General features: G+C 61.4%; 18 protein-coding genes and 1 pseudogene. 8 read left to right on the top strand and 11 right to left on the bottom strand.

The annotated features are described in order from the left end of the window. From Y707_RS29560 to Y707_RS0105530, 3 genes and pseudogenes are all read left to right on the top strand, one after another. A pseudogene (locus tag Y707_RS29560) lies at positions 1–406 on the top strand (succinate dehydrogenase/fumarate reductase flavoprotein subunit); the annotation flags it as partial. After that, complete coding sequence (locus Y707_RS0105535) at positions 406–1,200, top strand: succinate dehydrogenase iron-sulfur subunit (protein WP_026534336.1); 795 nt, start codon at positions 406–408, stop codon at positions 1,198–1,200. The pseudogene Y707_RS29560 and the gene Y707_RS0105535, both read left to right, overlap by 1 nt. A 39-nt stretch (positions 1,201–1,239) precedes the next feature. Beyond that, positions 1,240–2,016, top strand: coding sequence for an alpha/beta hydrolase family protein (locus Y707_RS0105530; RefSeq protein WP_026534335.1), 777 nt, complete (start codon positions 1,240–1,242; stop codon positions 2,014–2,016). 50 nt (positions 2,017–2,066) lie between these two features. Here the strand turns inward: Y707_RS0105530 and Y707_RS23755 are convergent, their stop codons facing one another. The 5 genes from Y707_RS23755 to Y707_RS0105505 form a co-directional block, all read right to left on the bottom strand. Continuing rightward, complete coding sequence (locus Y707_RS23755) at positions 2,067–3,176, bottom strand: YihY/virulence factor BrkB family protein (RefSeq protein ID WP_051441680.1); 1,110 nt, start codon at positions 3,174–3,176, stop codon at positions 2,067–2,069. Beyond that, positions 3,133–3,741 (bottom strand): 2'-5' RNA ligase family protein, encoded by a 609-nt coding sequence (locus tag Y707_RS0105520; protein ID WP_155852750.1) that lies wholly within the window; start codon positions 3,739–3,741, stop codon positions 3,133–3,135. Before Y707_RS0105520 ends, Y707_RS23755 begins: the two co-directional genes overlap by 44 nt. A gap of 24 nt (positions 3,742–3,765) precedes the next feature. Next, positions 3,766–4,806 (bottom strand): tryptophan--tRNA ligase, encoded by a 1,041-nt coding sequence (trpS, locus tag Y707_RS0105515; protein WP_026534333.1) that lies wholly within the window; start codon positions 4,804–4,806, stop codon positions 3,766–3,768. Positions 4,807–4,874: 68 nt separating this feature from the next. Then, positions 4,875–5,696 (bottom strand): exodeoxyribonuclease III, encoded by an 822-nt coding sequence (locus Y707_RS0105510; RefSeq protein WP_026534332.1) that lies wholly within the window; start codon positions 5,694–5,696, stop codon positions 4,875–4,877. A 95-nt stretch (positions 5,697–5,791) separates the two neighbouring features. Then, on the bottom strand, positions 5,792–6,343 hold the full coding sequence (locus Y707_RS0105505; protein ID WP_026534331.1) for a 6TM ABC transporter family protein: 552 nt from the start codon (positions 6,341–6,343) through the stop codon (positions 5,792–5,794). Positions 6,344–6,541: 198 nt separating this feature from the next. On the opposite strand from Y707_RS0105505, the gene Y707_RS0105500 reads away from it, so the two are divergent. Then, positions 6,542–7,327, top strand: coding sequence for a hypothetical protein (locus tag Y707_RS0105500; RefSeq protein WP_026534330.1), 786 nt, complete (start codon positions 6,542–6,544; stop codon positions 7,325–7,327). Between the two features lie 228 nt (positions 7,328–7,555). Further along, positions 7,556–8,242, top strand: coding sequence for a sortase domain-containing protein (locus tag Y707_RS32655; protein WP_026534328.1), 687 nt, complete (start codon positions 7,556–7,558; stop codon positions 8,240–8,242). 85 nt (positions 8,243–8,327) lie between these two features. Here the strand turns inward: Y707_RS32655 and Y707_RS0105485 are convergent, their stop codons facing one another. From Y707_RS0105485 to Y707_RS23745, 6 genes are all read right to left on the bottom strand, one after another. Further along, a complete protein-coding gene (locus tag Y707_RS0105485) occupies positions 8,328–8,684 on the bottom strand; it encodes a VOC family protein (protein ID WP_026534327.1) in 357 nt (118 codons plus the stop codon). A 54-nt stretch (positions 8,685–8,738) separates the two neighbouring features. After that, the gene (locus tag Y707_RS0105480; protein WP_051441679.1) at positions 8,739–9,308 is read right to left on the bottom strand and encodes a gluconokinase; all 570 of its coding nucleotides are present in this window, start codon (positions 9,306–9,308) and stop codon (positions 8,739–8,741) included. Beyond that, entirely contained in the window at positions 9,308–10,537 is a 1,230-nt protein-coding gene (gene manD, locus Y707_RS0105475; protein WP_026534325.1) for a D-mannonate dehydratase ManD, read from the bottom strand. Before manD ends, Y707_RS0105480 begins: the two co-directional genes overlap by 1 nt. A 110-nt stretch (positions 10,538–10,647) precedes the next feature. Next, entirely contained in the window at positions 10,648–12,042 is a 1,395-nt protein-coding gene (locus Y707_RS23750; protein WP_253905067.1) for a mannitol dehydrogenase family protein, read from the bottom strand. A gap of 11 nt (positions 12,043–12,053) precedes the next feature. After that, on the bottom strand, positions 12,054–13,460 hold the full coding sequence (gene uxaC, locus Y707_RS0105465) for a glucuronate isomerase (RefSeq protein ID WP_026534324.1): 1,407 nt from the start codon (positions 13,458–13,460) through the stop codon (positions 12,054–12,056). Positions 13,461–13,506: 46 nt separating this feature from the next. Beyond that, positions 13,507–14,550 (bottom strand): LacI family DNA-binding transcriptional regulator, encoded by a 1,044-nt coding sequence (locus Y707_RS23745; RefSeq protein WP_035780469.1) that lies wholly within the window; start codon positions 14,548–14,550, stop codon positions 13,507–13,509. A gap of 211 nt (positions 14,551–14,761) precedes the next feature. Between Y707_RS23745 and Y707_RS0105455 the strand changes: the two genes are divergently transcribed. The 3 genes from Y707_RS0105455 to Y707_RS0105445 are packed head-to-tail and all read left to right on the top strand — an operon-like array spanning position 14,762 to position 17,638. Beyond that, positions 14,762–15,781: a TRAP transporter substrate-binding protein gene (locus Y707_RS0105455; RefSeq protein WP_026534323.1), complete on the top strand. Its 1,020-nt coding sequence runs from the start codon at positions 14,762–14,764 to the stop codon at positions 15,779–15,781. A gap of 36 nt (positions 15,782–15,817) precedes the next feature. Continuing rightward, positions 15,818–16,321 carry a TRAP transporter small permease gene (locus tag Y707_RS23740; protein WP_051441678.1) on the top strand — a complete coding sequence of 168 codons (504 nt, stop codon included), beginning with the start codon at positions 15,818–15,820 and terminating at the stop codon, positions 16,319–16,321. Between the two features lie 9 nt (positions 16,322–16,330). Next, positions 16,331–17,638: a TRAP transporter large permease gene (locus Y707_RS0105445; RefSeq protein ID WP_216699210.1), complete on the top strand. Its 1,308-nt coding sequence runs from the start codon at positions 16,331–16,333 to the stop codon at positions 17,636–17,638. The last annotated feature ends 58 nt before the right edge of the window (positions 17,639–17,696 follow it).

Genomic DNA, 17,696 nt, shown 5'->3' with positions numbered 1-17,696 from the left:
GATCCGCAAGGAGCTCCAAGACACGATGGATGCGAATGTGCAGGTGTTCCGCACCGCAGACACTCTCAAGGAAGCCGTCGCCGTTATCAATTCCCTGAAGGAGCGGTACACGCGCATCACCGTGCAGGACAAGGGCAAGCGCTTCAATCTGGACCTGCTGGAAGCCGTTGAACTGGGCATCCTGCTGGATCTGGCCCGTGTGACAACCGCAGCAGCCCTGCACCGCAAAGAGTCCCGCGGCGGCCACTACCGTGAGGACTATCCCGAGCGCGACGACGAGAACTTCATGGAACACTCCATGGCCTTCCTGGACCCGTCCGCGACAGAGGCAGACGTCCCCGGAATCCGCCTGGCTACGAAACCGGTGGTCTTTACCCGTTACAAGCCGATGGAGCGTAAGTACTGATGTCCACTCCGACCAAAGACGAAACAGCAGAACCGGCCTCCAAGGTCGAGCTGCCCGAAAGTGTTGCCGGCAGCGGCGAGATTCCGTCGTTCGAAATCACGCTCCGCGTCCGCAGGTACAACCCGGAATTCTCTGACGAAGCGCACTGGGACGACTTCCAGCTGACCATGTACGGCACGGACCGCGTCCTCGATGCACTGCACAAGGCCAAATGGGAGCACGACGGATCGGTGTCGTTCCGCCGCTCCTGCGCCCACGGTGTCTGCGGTTCCGACGCGATGCGCATTAATGGGCGCAACCGCCTGGCCTGCAAGGTGCTGCTGAAGGACCTGGACACATCCAAGCCGATCACCGTCGAGCCGATCAAGGGCCTGCCGGTCGAGAAGGACCTGATCGTGGACATGGAGCCGTTCTTCCAGTCCTACCGCGAGATCATGCCGTTCCTGATGAACAACAGTCACACGCCCACCAAGGAACGGCTGCAGTCGTCCGAGGAGCGCGAGCGGTTCGACGACACCACCAAGTGCATTCTCTGCGCCGCGTGCACGTCCTCCTGCCCGGTCTTCTGGACCGATGGCCAGTACTTCGGGCCCGCAGCCATCGTGAATGCGCACCGGTTTATTTTCGATTCCCGCGACGACGCCGGCGACATGCGCCTGGAAATCCTCAACGACAAGGAAGGTGTCTGGCGCTGCCGGACCACCTTCAACTGCACCGATGCCTGCCCACGCGGGATCCAGGTGACCAAAGCCATCGCAGAGGTCAAGCAGGCCATTCTGTCCAGAAAGGTCTAGAACATATCGGCCCGCTCGAGTCGAAGTAAGGAGCCGCAAGTGTCCAGAACCGAAAACGTCTCATTCACAGGCGTTAATGACGTCAAACTGGCCGGAAAGCTCGACCTGCCCGACGGCAAGGTCCGCTCATACGCGCTGGTGGTTCATGGGTTCACTCTCGGCAAGGACAGTCCGGCCGCGTCACGTATATCGAAAGCATTGGCCAAAGCCGGTATCGGGACGCTCCGGTTCGACTTCACTGGTCTCGGCGATTCGGAGGGCGACTTCTCCGATGCCACCTTCAGCACCAACCTCGCCAACATCGAACGCGCAGCGGACTTCATGAAATCCGAGGGCAAGACTCTGTCGCTGGTCGTGGGACATTCGCTTGGCGGGGCTGCGGTCCTGGCCGCGGCGAAGAAACTCAAAGACGTGGATGCGGTGGTCACCATCGCTGCTCCCTACGACCCGGCACACCTGGAGCATGCCTTCGAACCTGTGATGGACGAAATCCAGGAGGAAGGCAGCGCCGAGGTCAAGGTCGGCGGACGGGAGCTCAATGTCCGCAAGGAGATGCTCGAGGACCTGCGCAGCCACGATCTCACCGGCTGCATCAAGGGGCTCCGCCGGCCCCTGCTGGTGATGCACTCCCCCACCGACAACACCGTGGGCATCGAGAACGCCGGCCAGATTTTCGACGCCGCACGGCATCCCAAATCGTTCGTGTCCCTGGAAGGCAGTGACCACCTGCTGCTCGGCCGTGGCCATGCCAAAAGGGCTGCCAATATTATCTCCGCCTGGGCAGATCAGTACCTCGAGCTCGACGACGTCGATTAACCGTTTCCGGTTCCCCGGGCTACGCCCTGTGTTCGGCTTCGCGGGGGCTGTTACCGGTGTTCGGCTTCGCGGGCGCGCTGCCGCAGTGAAGGCAGTTTGTCTTCCTTGCCCCGGTGCCGCAGCGCGGCCACAGTGTCGGCCTTGCTGATTGCGCCCCAGGACGCGGCCACCAGATACACCTGGCTGAGCAGGAAGAACCAGACAAACAGACCCAGGATAACGGCAAAGGGGTCCAACAGCGGGTTGTTCCCGACGGAACCCAGCAGCAGTGTGCTGAACGTGCGCAACAAGGTACTTCCGACGGCGGCAATCAGCGCCGACTGGAACATGGCCAACCGCAGCATCCGGATCCGTGAAGAGAAACGGAACAGGATGACCGCCACCACCATGTCCAACAGCAGCATGACGCTAAGGCCTGCCACCCGGGTAAAGAAACCGGCAAGAGTGCCGAGGTTAAATAGATCGACGATGGTATCGAGCAGGGTATTGACGACAATCCCGACGCCCAGGGTAACCAGCATTGCCACTGCGAGAATAACCAGGATCCCGAGATCCTTGAGCTTCACGATCACTGGATTGGCCTCAATCGGCGCAAGATCGAAGATCCCGCGCATACCTTCGCGAAGACTGCCAATCCACCGCAGCGAGGTCCACAACATGGTGGCAGTCGAAATGACCAGCGCAATGCTCAGGCTGCCGCCGGTCTTGAACAGTTGCTGCGGGCTGACCATGCCCTCCCCGCCGGTACCGATGAGGTTTGGCACCTGCCTGTCGACGCCGCTGATGACGAGCTCCTGAAGCTCCCTGTTTCCCGAAGCCACGAGTCCCAGAATGGAGAATCCAGCCACCAGCATAGCCGCCACGGCAAAGAACAGGTTGTAGGAAATGCCGGCAGCCATCAGCGGCCCGCGCCGACTCGCATACAGCTGAACTGTGCGGACGGGCTTGAAGGTCATTGTCCTGGCAAGCAACCACAACGCAGTCGCCTTGGCCACGGGCATGAAGCCCTTACCCTCACGTTGAAGCTTGCCCATCCCGCGCCGCTTGTGCAGTGCTGCCACTTTGAGTTTGGACAGGTCCGTGGGGTCGGGTTGTTCATCATGGTTGGGCAGGGACTTATGGAGGCTGGCTGCCGTCCTGTTCGGGGCTTTGGCTGCCAAAGTTCAACTCTTCCCGTAGTCTCCACACGCCGTTGTTGTCGTGCTCGTAGAGTCCCATGGTACCGATTTCGAAGCTTGCTTCGTATGATTCAAGCAGCTGCTCGGCGTCGTCCATGTTCTCATCGCTGACGTCATGGGCGATGGTGACGTGTGGGTGGAAGGCGAAGGGCAGGTCCCGGCGCAGGGGTCCCGACTGCAACTGCTCGTGCAAGCGGACGCAGTCGTCGAACCCCTCGGCCACATTCAGGTACACCACCGGGGACACCGGACGGAAAGAGCCGGTGCCCTTGATATGGATCCGGAACGGGGATTGCTGCCGTGCCACCTTCCGGACGTGCTCGACAGTAGCGTCCCAGTCGGTGTAGTAGGTCGTGGTGACCAGCGTGAGGTGGGCGGGTACGACGTCGGCCAATGGGTCGCCGAAGGAAGCCCGCCACTTTCGCAACTCATCGGCGATTGGATCCGGAATGGCGATGACGATTCCGACAAGGTTGCTTCCCGCCGGCGGAACGACATCGACGTTGGAACCGGCCCGCGCCTTTACCGAACCGGTGCGGGTGTTCATTGATCCATCCATCCCCGACATGGATTAGTACTGGTCCCCGGCGGGTTGCGGCAGGAATCCCACGCGTTCGTAGACCTGGGCCAACGTCTGGCTGGCCATTTTCCGTGCACGGGAGGCACCCACGGCCAGCAACCGGTCCAGTTCAGCCGGATCGGCAAGCAGTTCGGTGGCGCGTGCACGCACCGGAGTGACGAAGTCGGTAACCACTTCGGCAAGGTCGGTCTTCAGGTGCCCGTACATTTTGCCAGCGTACTCTTCCTCCAGCTGGGCCACGGCTCTGCCGGTCAGCGAGGAGTAGATCGAGAGCAGGTTCGATACGCCGGGCTTGGTGTCCCGGTCGAAGCGGATCTCCGTGCCGTCGTCGGTCACTGCGGACTTGATCTTCTTCGCGGTGACCTTCGGCTCATCCAGCAGATTGATCAGGCCGGCCGGCGATGCTGCCGACTTGGACATTTTCGAAGTCGGGTTCTGCAGATCGTAGATCCGCGCCGATTCCTTCTGAATGAACGGCTCGGGCACAATGAAGGTCTCGCCGAACCGGCTGTTGAACCGCTGCGCAAGGTCGCGGCTGAGTTCCACGTGCTGGCGCTGGTCCTCGCCCACCGGCACACCGTGCGGCTGGTAGAGCAGGATGTCGGCCGCCTGCAGCACGGGATAGGTGAAAAGCCCTACGCTCGCGTGTTCGGCCCCTTGCTTTTGGAACTTGTCCTTGAACTGTGTCATCCGCGAGGCCTCGCCGAAGCCGGTGATGCAGTTCAGCACCCAGGCAAGTTGGGCGTGCTCGGGCACATGCGACTGCACGAACAGGGTGCACTTGTCGATGTCGACGCCCCCGGCGATGTACTGCGCCGCCGTCACGCGGGTGCGCTTGGCCAGCTCGGCGGGATCCTGCGGCACGGTGATCGCATGCAGGTCGGGAATGAAGAAGTATGCGTCGTACTCCTCCTGCATCCGGACCCAGTTCAGCAGTGCGCCAACATAGTTACCCAGGTGGAGGGAGTCAGCCGAGGGCTGCATGCCGGACAGAACCCGGGGACGTTCCGGAACAGGATCGGTGTGAACCATGAATCCATACTTTCAATAATCGACGCCCGGCACACGAAGTGCCGCGCTTGGTCGGATAATAAGTGTGATTACAGCTGGTAATCGACTATCAGCGGGGCATGATCAGAGAATCGCTGATCATAGGCGGCGGCGCGGTCGACGACGGCGGTAACGGCTGCCTCGGTCAGTTCAGGAGTCGCGAGCTGGTAATCAATACGCCAGCCGGTGTCATTGTCGAACGCCTTGCCACGCCAGGACCACCAGGTGTACGGCCCGTCGACTTCCCCGGCCATCCGGCGCGCGACGTCGGCCCACCCCATGTCGCCGAAAAACCGGTCGAAGTACTTCCGCTCTTCGGGCAGGAAGCCGGACTTCTTGACGTTGCCCTTCCAGTTCTTGATGTCGAGCTCAGTGTGGCCGACGTTGAGGTCCCCCACTACCAGGGCATGGTCGCGGGTGGCCTTCAGCTCGGGAAAGCGGACGGCCATAGCGTCCAGGAAGCGGTACTTGTCCAGCTGTTTGGGCGTATCGGCCCCGCCCGAGTGGACGTAGGCGCTGGCTACCGTCAATGTCCGGTTGCCAGCCGGCGTCGTCAATTCAAAGTCCGATTCAATCCAGCGTCCTGCGGTGGCGAAGTAATCGTCGCCGATGCCGGAACGGGTGGCCGTCGGCTCCATCCGGGAGGCGATTGCCACGCCGGCACGCCCCTTGTCGGCCGCTTCGGCATGCGCGATGTGCCAGGAATCGCCGAGCAGCTCATGCACGACCGCATCCGGAGCCCGCACCTCCTGGAGGCAGAGGATGTCCACATCCCGGTCCTGCAGCCACTCCGCCATCCCGCGCTTGTAGGCAGCACGGATGCCGTTCACATTCACGGATGCAATGCGCAGACGTGCTGACTCAGATTTCATAGTCGATGCCGATTTCACCCGTCTAACCTTACTGCCCGGCAGGGAGGAGTACATCCTTCAACCTTTGCTCGAAGCCGTTGAGGGCGGTGCCTCATTTAGTCGACGACCTTGCCGCTGATCGGCTCGCCGTCGTCGCCCTTCAGCATTCCCATCCCGTTATGGGCGGTGATCTCGATGGTTTCCAGGGCGCGTGCGACGGCGTCTGGATCCTTGCCCAGGTTCTCCTCCACAACCCGCTTCTGCACCTGGACGATCTTGAAACTGTGCGCGAGCTTCAGGTCCCGCATGGAATTTCCGCGGTTGGCCGGAGCCTCATTCACCAAACGCGTGCCACCGTGGCTTGAGGATGACGACGACGGCGCGCGGCCGGTTGCGCTGCGGATGTTGTCCTGCGCCTCACGTACTTGGGCAGCGCCGAACTTTGCCGCCCGGCGGATACTGACCACGATGAAGGTCGCCAGCAACAACCAGCCGAAGGCGACTATCGCGATAATCCAACCGATCACGTCGTTCTCATTGGCGGCGAAGACGAGCGTCACCAGGAAAACAATCGCCATCACGGCCATTCCGATGCCGCTGCTCCGCCCAAAGAGCACGCCCTTGCGCTTCGACGGGTCCACGTTGTTGTCGGTGCCTAAAGGATGCATGACCTCATTGTCTCAAACCGCGGACCCCCGCACCCGCCGCTTCCACTTAAGGCGAACGGATCGACGGCGTGAGGCGGCTTGCGGTGATTCGGCGGAAAAGTTCTCCGATCCCACCCATCCGTGACGGCCGCCACCCCGAACTGCCAGTATGCGTGCCTAAGAGTTGGGCCGCACAACCTGTATGAGGAGGAAACTCACATGAAGAAGAAAGCATTCCTGCTGGCACCCGCCGTAGCCCTGGGCCTGACCGCTATGGCCGGCGCTCCCGCCATGGCCGACCACGCCGAGGGCTCGTACTCGACCACCTTCCAGGACATCAACGAGACCGGTGCCAACGGCAGCGCCTGGGTCAACGTCGAAGGCTCGACCGCGACCGTCACGGTTGAGGCCGCAGGCCTGGCCGAGACGTTCAACGACGCCGCGTTCCCGCACGTTCAGCACATCCACATCGCCGCCCAGGGCACCTGCCCGACCATCGCCGCCGATGACGCCAACGGTGACGGAATCGTCGACACCGTCGAAGGTGTTCCCTCCTACGGTGAAATCGGCACCACCCTCTCCATGGGCGATGCCGACAAGAGCCCGGCAGCTGCCACGGACATCAGCGTTGCCCCTTCCGGTGGATCGTTCACCTACGAAGAGACCTTCGAGCTGAGCGAGGCCACCCAGGACTCACTCGCTGAGGGCACCGGAGTCATCGTTGTCCACGGCATCGACCCTGCCGGGCTGAGCGAGGAAGCAGCCAGCGCCAAGTCCAATCTGGTTCCGGAACTGCCTCTGGCGGCAACGGCTCCGGCACTGTGCGGTTCTTTGGAAATGATGCCCGCAGGTGGCGCTGACACGGGCGTTACAGCTGCAGCTTCCAACGCTTCCAACGGCGGAAACGGTGGAAACGAGATGGGCATGATCGCCCTCGGTGGTGGCCTGCTGGCTGCAGCCGGTGGCGCCTATGCCGTCCGCCGCCACGCCCTGGCCGGACGCTAAGCTCCGCGCTATGGATCATGATCTGACGACGTGATCCACGGCCAAGATGGCCGCCGTTTCCGCTTCCGGGCGGGTGCGGCGGCCATCTTTTTTCCTCAACGGCCCATCCGGAACGGTCTGCACAGCGAAGTACTGGTGTGCTCGCCCGCCCCGGGCTTGCTCCACTTCTCCACTCTCCGCACTGTGTGGTTCACTTGAGATGACCTGCCGGAAGGACATTTTCCTACCATGATTTCCAGTAATACAGGCCGACGCTTCCGCCGTTCGGCGGGGACCGCTGCCCTGCTGTTCCTCCTGGTCGGATGCGGCGGCTCCGCAGATGCACCCACCGGAAACGACCAAAAGTCGCCGGTGGAGGCCACCCCTGCAGCCACGGCCACGCCAACCACGCCGGCAAAGTCTTCTCCGGCACCCGCCGATGCAGAGGCCACGCCGGGCGTACCTGACCGCGGCATGGCCGCCTCGCAACCGGTGAGCTTCTCCATTCCGGCGCTGGACCGGGAGGCGAAGATTATCGAAACCGGGCTGCGCGATGACCAATCTCTTGAGGTTCCGCCCGAGCACGAGGGCGCACCGGCCAGCTGGTTCAACGGGTCGCCAACCCCCGGCGAGGTGGGGCCGTCGGTCCTGCTGGGCCACGTGAACTCGTTGGCTGACGAAAGCGGCGTTTTCTACAATCTGGAGAGTCTCGAAAAGGGCGACAAGATTTCCGTCACCCGCGAAGACGGCACTGTCGCTAACTTCGAGGTCTACAAGAGCGAGCTGTACGAGAAGGACGAGTTCCCGACAAAGGCGGTCTACTTCCCGACCGAGGAACCCGAGCTGCGGTTGATCACCTGCGATGGCTTCACCGAGTCGAGCGGCCAGTTCGAGAAAAACCTCGTGATCTACGCCGAATTCACCGGCCGCGGCTGACAAACCAGCCCAATATCCATCGCCGAATGGTGGGCCGGGAGCATCCCTGCCCACCATTCGTGTCTGAAAAGTGGGCTGCCTTAACCTAGCCGGTCACGAGGCAGAACGGATGGCCCGCCGGGTCGAGGTACACCCTGAAGCTCTCCTGCTCGTAACCCTGCTTCCGCGCGCCAAGCTCCAAAACCTCCTTCTCGCCGTCGTCCAAGTCATCAACCCGCACGTCCACATGCATCTGCTGCGGATGCTCTGAGCCGGGCCAGTCCGGAGGGGTAAGCTTCTCCACCTTCTGGAAGGCGAGGGCGGGACGGTCCGGGGCGTCGCCGATGGTGATCCAGTCATCCTCGGTGTCTACACGTTGCATTCCTACGAGGCTTTCGTAGAACTTCGCCGTGGTTTCGATGTCTTCGCAATCAATTACCAGTGCATGAAATGTTCCAACCATGCCTTCGAGTATGCCGCTGAACCGGCCGAATGGAGAGAGGCACGCGCCCCTGGATCAGGACGGGACCGCCGTCGTTCCCTTCGCCCTGACCGCGCCGGCAGCCTCGGCAACGATCTTCGTCACGGGATCATCGATACTCAGCCGCACTCCCGCCTCCCCGGCGGCCAGCGGTTCCAAGGTCGCGAGCTGGGATGTGAGCAGACCCGGCGGCATGAAATGGCCGCTGCGCTGGTTCATCCTGGCCGTCAGCGTCTCTTCCGAGCCGTCCAGGTGCACGAAGAGCGTCCCGGCCGACGCCTCGAGAATCGTCTGCCGGTAGGACTGCTTCAAGGCCGAACAGGCAATCACCATCCCGGCCCCCGGCGCGTCCGCGAGCGTCTGGCCGATCCGGGCGAGCCACGGCCAGCGGTCGTCGTCGTCCAGTGGTATGCCGGCCGCCATTTTCTCCACGTTGGCAGCCGGATGCAGCGCATCGCCGTCGATAAATCCAAGTCCGAGTTCCGCGGCCAACTGCTCGCCGATCGTTGTCTTTCCCGACCCGGAAACGCCCATCACAATCACGCTCAAACTAGCGCCGTCGGACGTTCCAGGATCCAGCAGGGCGCCCTGATCTGCTTCCGCCATCACCAGTCGTGGACCGTTCCGTCCTTGAGCCGGTTGAACGGCAGGTAGGCGGGGGTGTAGGGGTGCTTTGCTGCAGCTTCCTCATTAAGTTCGACGCCGAGACCCGGCTCGTTGCCCGGGTGAAGGTAGCCGTCCTCGAAGGTGAAGGACTGCTCGAAGACCTCATTTGTAAGGTCACCGTGGCGCATATATTCCTGGATTCCGAAGTTATGGATGGCCAGGTCCAGATGCAGGGCGGCGGCCATCCCGACCGGGGAGATGTCGGTCGGACCATGGATGCCGGACTTGATCTGGTACTGCGCGGCGTAGTCCATGATCTTCTTCATCGGGCTGATGCCACCGGTGTGGGTCACGGCCGAGCGGACGTAGTCGATGAGCTGCTCGCGAATCAGAGTCTGGTAATCCCAAACCGTGTTGAATACCTCGCCAATGGCCAGCGGCGTCGTCGTGTGCTGGCGGACCAGCCGCAGCGCGTCCTGGTTTTCCGCGGGCGTGCAGTCCTCGAGCCAGAACAGGTCGTACGGCTCCAGCGCCTTGCCGAGCTTCGCAGCCTGCATCGGGGTCATCCGGTGGTGGCCGTCATGGAGCAGGGGCAGTTCCGGGCCGAATTCGTTGCGGACCGCTTCGAACACGGTCGGGATGTGGCGCAGGTAGGCGCGGGTGTCCCAGTCCTCCTCGGCGGGCAGGGCCGCACGCTGGGCTGGCTCATAGTCGTAGCGGATGCCGCCCTCGGCAGACTGCGCCGCGACGCCATAAACGGAATCGATACCCGGAACGGCGGTCTGCACGCGGATGGACTTGTAACCGAGTTCCAGGTGTTCACGGACCGAGTCGATGATCTCGGGAATGTCGCGCCCGCTGGCATGGCCATAGGCGCGGATACCGTTCCTGGAGGCACCGCCGAGCAGCTGATACAGCGGCATCCCGGCCGCCTTCGCCTTTATATCCCACAAGGCGACGTCGACGGCGGCAATCGCTGCCATGGTGACCGGGCCACGGCGCCAGTAAGCGCCGCGGTAGAGGAACTGCCAGGTGTCCTCAATCCGATGCGGATCGCGGCCCATTAGCAACGGCGCCACGTGCTCTTTCAGGTACGTAGCCGCTGCCAGTTCCCGGCCGTTCAGCGTTGCGTCGCCAAGTCCGGTAATGCCCTCGTCCGTGGTTAGTTTCAGGGTAACGAAATTTCGATCCGGGCTGGAGACGATAACGTCCGCGGCAATGATCTTCACGTGGTGTTCCTTTCACAGGTTCTTCAGTTCTGGCGGCACGCGCCAGGGTTTGGTCGCCGTTGTGCCGTGGTCGAGGTGGGAATCTCCAGCCTCGACCTGGGTTTGCAGATTCAGGTAACGCGCTCAAACTTCGGGCGGAGGGACTCAATAAGCTGGACCGCTCCGGCGTCGTCCGCCAGATCTTCGTCCAACAGCTGCACGAGGCTGCGTGTCCTGCTGGAAACATCAGCGGCCAGAATACCCCGGATGACAGTGTCGGCGCTGTCCCGGGACGCATTGCCCGACTGGAGGTAATCAATCCAATGCGAGATCAGACGGGCACTGGCCGCGCCGCTCCTGCCAGCATGCCGTTCGGCACGCATCACCGGAACGGCGCGTAGACGCAGCTTGCTGCTCCCGTCGGTGGCAATCTGCGCCAACCGGTGCTCGATCCTGGAATTGCCGAATCGATTAAACAACGCCGCACGATAACCGGGAACATCGAGCCCTTCCGCGATCAGATGCTGCTGTGCTTCATCCCAGAACTGTTCCATCCACTCTGCACAGGCGGTGTCCTGCAGTGCTTGGGCAACTGTTGCATGACCGCGCAAGCTTCCGGCGTAGGCCAACAATGAGTGAGCACCGTTCAGCAGCCATAGCTTGCGGTCCTCAAAGGGCTGGAGTTGATCGACGAAGATAGCACCGGCTTCTTCCCATGGCGGCCGCATGGCGGGAAAGTCGCCGCTGAGGACCCAACTGGAGAACGGCTCCGTGACCACCGGTGCGTGGTCGGCGATGCCTTGCTTCTGTTCGAGTTCCGCAATGTCCTCCGCCGTGGTCTGCGGTGTAATCCTGTCGATCGAAGTCTCCACGAAACTGACCTGCGTCCGGATCCAGTCGGCCAGGTCCCCGTCAACCTCATCCGCAAAACCGAGGACTGCAGCGCGGGCAACCGTTCCGTTTCCGGATAAATTATCGCAGGATACGACGGCGATCGGCCCGCCTGACGCAGCCTTCCGCGCCTGCAGTCCGAGCAGCAACCGCGCCGGCATGGTTGACACAGGGCAACTCGCCGCGCGGACTGATCCGCCGCCGTCGTGCCTGCTGTCCTTCAGGAGTTTAAGATCTTCAGCCACCGGTTCAGTCGAGGTATCGAGGATTCCGTCCGGTCCCACATGGTAGGCGGCCTCTGTGACCGTAATCGTGATAATCGCCGTCGTTTCGGCTGCAACCAAACGGCAGAGGGCTTCCAAATCCGCACCATCGTGAGTTTCGACGATGCTCTCGATAACCTTGTGACTGTCCCCGTCGTCAGACCGTTCGATCAGAGTGTAGAGACCATCCTGTTCAGCCAGGACGCGGGCAGCTTCCGGACTCCGGCCGGTGAACGCGGCAATACCCCATTCGCGCCCGCGGTCCACGTCGTCGGTGTACCAAGCCTGATGCGCACGGTGAAAAGCACCGAGGCCAAGGTGGACGATCCGGACCGGCGCTTTGGCCCCGGCATTAGCTGTTGAACGGCTCAATCGTGGCGCCGTCATAGTTTGAAGACCCGTCGAGGTGCGCCGTCCACGATGTCGACGATCAGTTCGTGGGCGCGCTCTTCCGAGACCCGGTGTTCGGCCACAAGCCGGGCCAGGAAGGATGCTTCGACGCGCCGGGAGGCATCATGGCGTGCGGGAATGGAGCAGAACGCCCGGGTGTCGTCAATAAATCCGGACGAACGGGAGAACCCTGCCGTTTCCGTAACTGCCGCCCGGTAACGTTGCATGGCGTCGGGTGCATCCAGGAACCACCACGGGGCACCGATGTAAACGGAGGGGTAGAAACCTGCCAAGGGTGCCAACTCACGGGAGTAGACGGTTTCGTCGACTGTGAATAGGACCAGATGGAAGTCCTTTGCCGTACCGAAATCGGCCAGCAGCGGCTGGAGCCCCTCGGTGAAACTAACGGGAAAGGGAATGTCATGGCCACTGTCCCCGCCGAAGCGTTCGAACGTTCCTGGATGATGGTTCCGGAAAATGCCCGGATGCAGGGTCATGACCAGCCCATCCTGAGTAGACATTCGCGCCATTTCGTAAAGCATGTGCGCTTCGAAGGCGTCCCGGTCCCCCGCAACGCCCTCGCCTCGACGGGCACGCTCGAAGATTTGCTCCGCGTCGGCCGTGGTCAGTTTGAGTGTTTGTGGGGTTCGGACGCCATGGTCTGCGGAAACCGCGCCGTGCTCAACGAAGTACCGCCGGCGGTTTTCCAATCCACGGATATAGGCGCCATAGCCACTCAATCCATCTGCCGACGTCGTAATCAGCTTTTCCACCCGGTCCGCCCAACCTGGGGCGTCGATATTGACATACCCATCGGGGCGGAAGGTTGGTACTACTTTTCCCGCAAAGGAAGCGTCCGCTGCCAGTGATGCATGCGCCGAAAGATCATCCAGCGGGTCGTCCGTGGTGGCCAGCACCTCAATGTTGAAGTCCTTGAACAGGTGGCGTGGGCTGAACCCGGGCTCCTGGAGTTTCGAATCGATGAGGTCGAAAGTCTCGTCAGCGTTGGCGCCGGACAATTCCTCTGTCAGTCCGAATACGTCGTGGAACGCCGACCGCAGCCAGTACGCAGAGGCTGTTCCGTCGAAGAGCGGCCAGCTCTCGCAGAACCGCTGCCATACCTGCCGTGGCTGGACCTCGGCCGTTCCGCCTACCCGCAGTTCTTCGAGGGGCACTCCGCTGGCATGGATCAACCGCGTCACATAGTGGTCGGGGCTGACCAATAGGGTTGCCGGGTCCGGAAAGGCAGTGTCGTCGGCCAGGATGGAGGCGTCGACGTGGCCATGTGGGGAAATGATCGGAAGGTTTTCCACCCGGTCCAGCAAGTTCCGTGCAATGGAGCGGACAGCGGGATCAGCGGGCAGTAACCGATGAGGATCGGCTGCAATCGAGGTGGGCATAGCTCAATGCTCAAAGATGCCGGACCCGAACGGCAATTAGTTGCCATCACTTGCCGCGGATTGCCCTTTTTCCGGCCGGAGCCGCTGTCGATTCCCGGACTACGAGTTTGGCCGGGAGGACTACCGGCTGGCCCGACATCGAACGGGCACCGGCAGCGATCGCCAGAAGATTGTTGACTGCGGTTGACCCGAGTGCGTAGAGCGGGGATGCGACCGTCGTCAGCGGCGGAGTGACGAGTTCAGCTCCGAAGGTGTTATCGAAACCAACAACACTGACATCGGTCGGGACCGATATTCCCTGCTTATGGATTTCGCGGATGAAGCCAATGGCCAATTGATCGTTATAGGCCACGACGGCCGACGACGGATGCTCGGCCCACTGCATGGCCGCCTCCGCCCCACCGCGCAGAGTCGGGTGGAACGGCCCGGAGCGGCGGATCCGGATTTCCAATTCCATTCCTGCCTCGCGAAGCGCACGCCAACGCATCCCGTCCGCCCAGGAGGCTTCGGGGCCGGACAGGTACAGCAGTTCCGTGTGGCCAAGCTCCCCCAAGTGCTCGGCAGCGCGTCGCATCCCCCGCGCATTGTCAGTGACGACGCTGGACACGTCGGCAACGGCGCGGTTCATCACAAGCGTGGGTTTCTGCTTTGCCATTTGCCGGATGGAAGAGTCCGACATTCTCGAACTGGAAAGGACGATCCCGTCGACCATTGACATGGCGCGTTCCAGCGCTTGCCGCTCTCTTCGGTCTGACTCCTGCGAATTGAACAAGAGCATGGTGTAACCAGCATCGGTGGCTGCCGCTTCAGCACCCCGGATCATTTCAAAATAGACTGGGTTCGTAATATCGGCAATGACCAGGGCAATTATTTGCGAACGCGAAGCGGCAATCCCGCTTTGGCCCATGGACTTGGACCGGTAGCCCAGTTCTTCAGCGGCTTCGCGGATGCGCCGCGCGGTTTCGTAACTAACACGGCCAGGACGGGCAAAAGCGCGGGAGACAGTGGAGGATGCAACACCGGCGACCCGGGCGACGTCGTAGATAGTGGGCGGCTTATCCGCCCCTTGATCCCCTCCGCCCCGCACCATCCCCTGATGCTACGAGCAGAAGGCAACTAATGGCAATTGATTGGCACTTCAAGCTGTCATCTGTCTGAAACGGATAGTACGCAGCAATGGTATCCCCGCCGGTTCCCGGCAGAACAAGGGTCCGCTTGCCTCTCCAGCCGCGGGTTGGCTGGCAAACTCCTGCGTCGATCACGAGCAACGCCCCCTCTGTGGGCACAAGAGAGGTACCACCATGAGCCGTAAAAAGACTTATTCCATCATGGCCGCCGCCGGCGCTGTGGCACTGACGCTATCTGCCTGTGGCGGCGGTGGAAGCGAGGCAGGGGGTGGAGCCGAAGGCGGCTCCACCATGCGCCTGGCCTTGAACCAGACCGAGCAGCATCCGTCCTACATCACCCTGACAGACTTCAGCGAGCGTCTCTCCGAAGCCACTAATGGTTGGGATATTAAGGTCTATCCGAATGAGACCTTGGGGGCCCAGCAGGAGGCCCTGCAGCTGGTCAGTGATGGATCTGTGGAGATGGCTATCGTCTCCGGAACCCAGCTGGAGAATCTGAACGAGGACTTCAAGGTCTTCAATCTCCCCGGCGTGTTCGAGAGCATCGACCACCAGATGAAGGCCCTGAATGACGAGGAAATCGTGGGTGAGCTGTTCACGTCGCTGGAGGATGAAAATATTACCGTGCTCAGCGGTGGCTTCACTCAGGGTGCACGGAGCGTCTACAACTCCAAGCACCCCATCAATACTCCCGAGGACATGAACGGCCTCAAGTTCCGCGTCCAGGAGTCCGACATCGCTCAGGAGATGATCCGCCGGATGGGCGGTTCGCCGGCTCCAATGGCGTACGGCGAAGTCTATACGGCTCTGCAGTCCGGCGTGATCGATGGCGCGGAGAACAATGAGATCTCCTATCTGACTCAGAAGCACAACGAGGTTGCCAAGTACTTCTCCTACACCGAGCACCTCGTCGGCATTGATTACATGATTATCAATACCGACGTGCTCGAGTCGATGTCTGACAAGGACCGCAAGGCCTTCCAGCAGGAATGGGAGCGGACGGTGGAGGACTTCACAGCATTGTGGAAGAAGCAGACGAAGGAAGCCCACGCCACCCTTGAGGAAGAGGGAGCGCAGTTCAACGAGGTCGATAAGGAAGCCTTCGAGGAAGCATTGGCTCCGATCGTGGAAGAGAACCTCGACAATAAAGCCCAGCGTGAGCTTTACGAAGCCACCAAGGCAGCCGCAGAGTAAACCGTCCCGCTGACGAAAGTCGTTGATTCACGCCTTATGGAACCAACCAAGAGAACCATCGACCGGACGTTGGAGATCGCCTGCGTGGTGCTGTTCACGGCCTTGGTCGTCGTAGTCGTCTGGCAGGTCTTTAGCCGGCAGGTACTGAATGAACCCAGCTCATGGTCCTCGGTCCTGGCCCAGTACATATTCGTATGGCTGGGCCTGGGCGGGGCGGCCCTGGTGTTCGGAGAACGCGGTCACATCGCCGTTGACTTCGTGGTCCGCAAACTGCCTGACTCTGTCGAGAAAGCTATCGCCGTTCTGGTCCAGGCCATCATCGCGGCCTTCTCGGTGATCATCCTGATCTGGGGTGGCTACCGGGTGGCTCTGCAGTCCTGGGACCAGGCATTGTCCGGTCTCCCGCTTTCTGTCGGGCCGCTTTACCTTGCCATGCCGGTCGCGGGGGTACTGATCGTTTTCTACGCGATCTACCACTCGGTGCAGGTTGTCAGAAGCAAGGAACCGCCGATCGAACACGACAAGTCTGAAGCGATTTAGGAGACGATCTTGGATACAGCATTAATTGCAGGTCTGATCCTGTTCTTCAGTATCGCCATCGGAATCATACTCAGCGTTCCGATCGCGGTTTCCATCGGCCTCGGCGCCGTCTTCGCCACGATGTCCGTGCTGGACTTCGATCAGGCAGTGCTGACCAGCTCCCAGCAGTTATTCGCGGGAATTAATTCTTTCACCCTGCTGGCCATCCCGTTCTTCGTGCTCGCCGGTGTCATAATGAACAACGGCGGAATCGCTGAGCGACTGATCGACGCCGGCAAGGTGCTGGTGGGCAGGATGCCCGGCTCGCTGGCACAGACCAATGTGGTGGCCAACGCCATGTTCGGATCTGTCAGTGGTGCCGCCGTCGCGGCCGCGGCAGCCATCGGCACAGTGATGGGCCCACGGCAGCAGCGGGAAGGCTACGACCGGAATTTTTCGGCGGCGGTCAACGTGGCGTCGGCGCCAGCAGGGATGCTCATCCCGCCAAGCAACACGTTCATTGTGTATGCGCTGGTCTCCAGCAGTTCGATCGCCGCGCTGTTCATGGCCGGCGTCGGCCCGGGATTGCTGTGGGCGTTGGCATGTTTCATTGTCGTTTACATCTATGCGCGTAAGCGCCCCGAGCTGAAGTCCGCAGACCGGGTGACCCTTTCAGCGGCCTTGCTGACATTGTTGAGGGCACTGCCTTCATTGCTGATGATCATCATCGTCATTGGGGGCATTCTGACCGGCATCTTCACCCCGACAGAGTCGGCGGCCATCGCCGTCGTCTATTGCCTGGTGCTCGGCTTCGCATACCGGAACATCAAGATCAGCCACCTGCCCGCGATCCTGCTCGACGCTGCCCGGACCACGGCTATCGTGATGCTTCTGGTCGGGGTGTCGACGGCGATGGCTTGGGTGATGTCTTTCGCGCTGATTCCGGACATGATCGCGGACACGCTGCTAGGTATCAGTGAGAACCCCACGGTCATCCTGCTCATTATGATGGCGATCCTGTTGGTGGTTGGAACGTTTATGGACCCCACCCCGGCGATCCTGATCTTCACCCCGATCTTCCTGCCAATCGTTACGGAATTCGGGATTTCCCCGATCCACTTCGGCGCCATGATCGTGATGAACCTCTGCGTTGGAACGATCACACCACCGGTGGGGAACGTGTTGTTTGTCGGTGCCAGGGTGGCCGGACTACGGATTGAACCCGTAGTTCAAAAACTGTTGCCGTTCCTGCTCGCGCTCATCATCATGCTCTTCGTGGTGGTATTCGTCCCGCAGGTGAGCATGTGGCTTCCCACCCAGTTGGGGCTGGTCGAGTAACGCCTGGATAATCCCCGATCAGTGGGGTAACTCCCGATGAAGCGGGCGGCGGTTATTA

The organism is Arthrobacter sp. H14 (assembly GCF_000520495.1).
Taxonomy (GTDB): domain Bacteria; phylum Actinomycetota; class Actinomycetes; order Actinomycetales; family Micrococcaceae; genus Arthrobacter_C.
The sequence above is the reverse complement of the archived record's forward strand: the minus strand, read 5'-3'. Positions and strand labels throughout refer to the sequence as shown.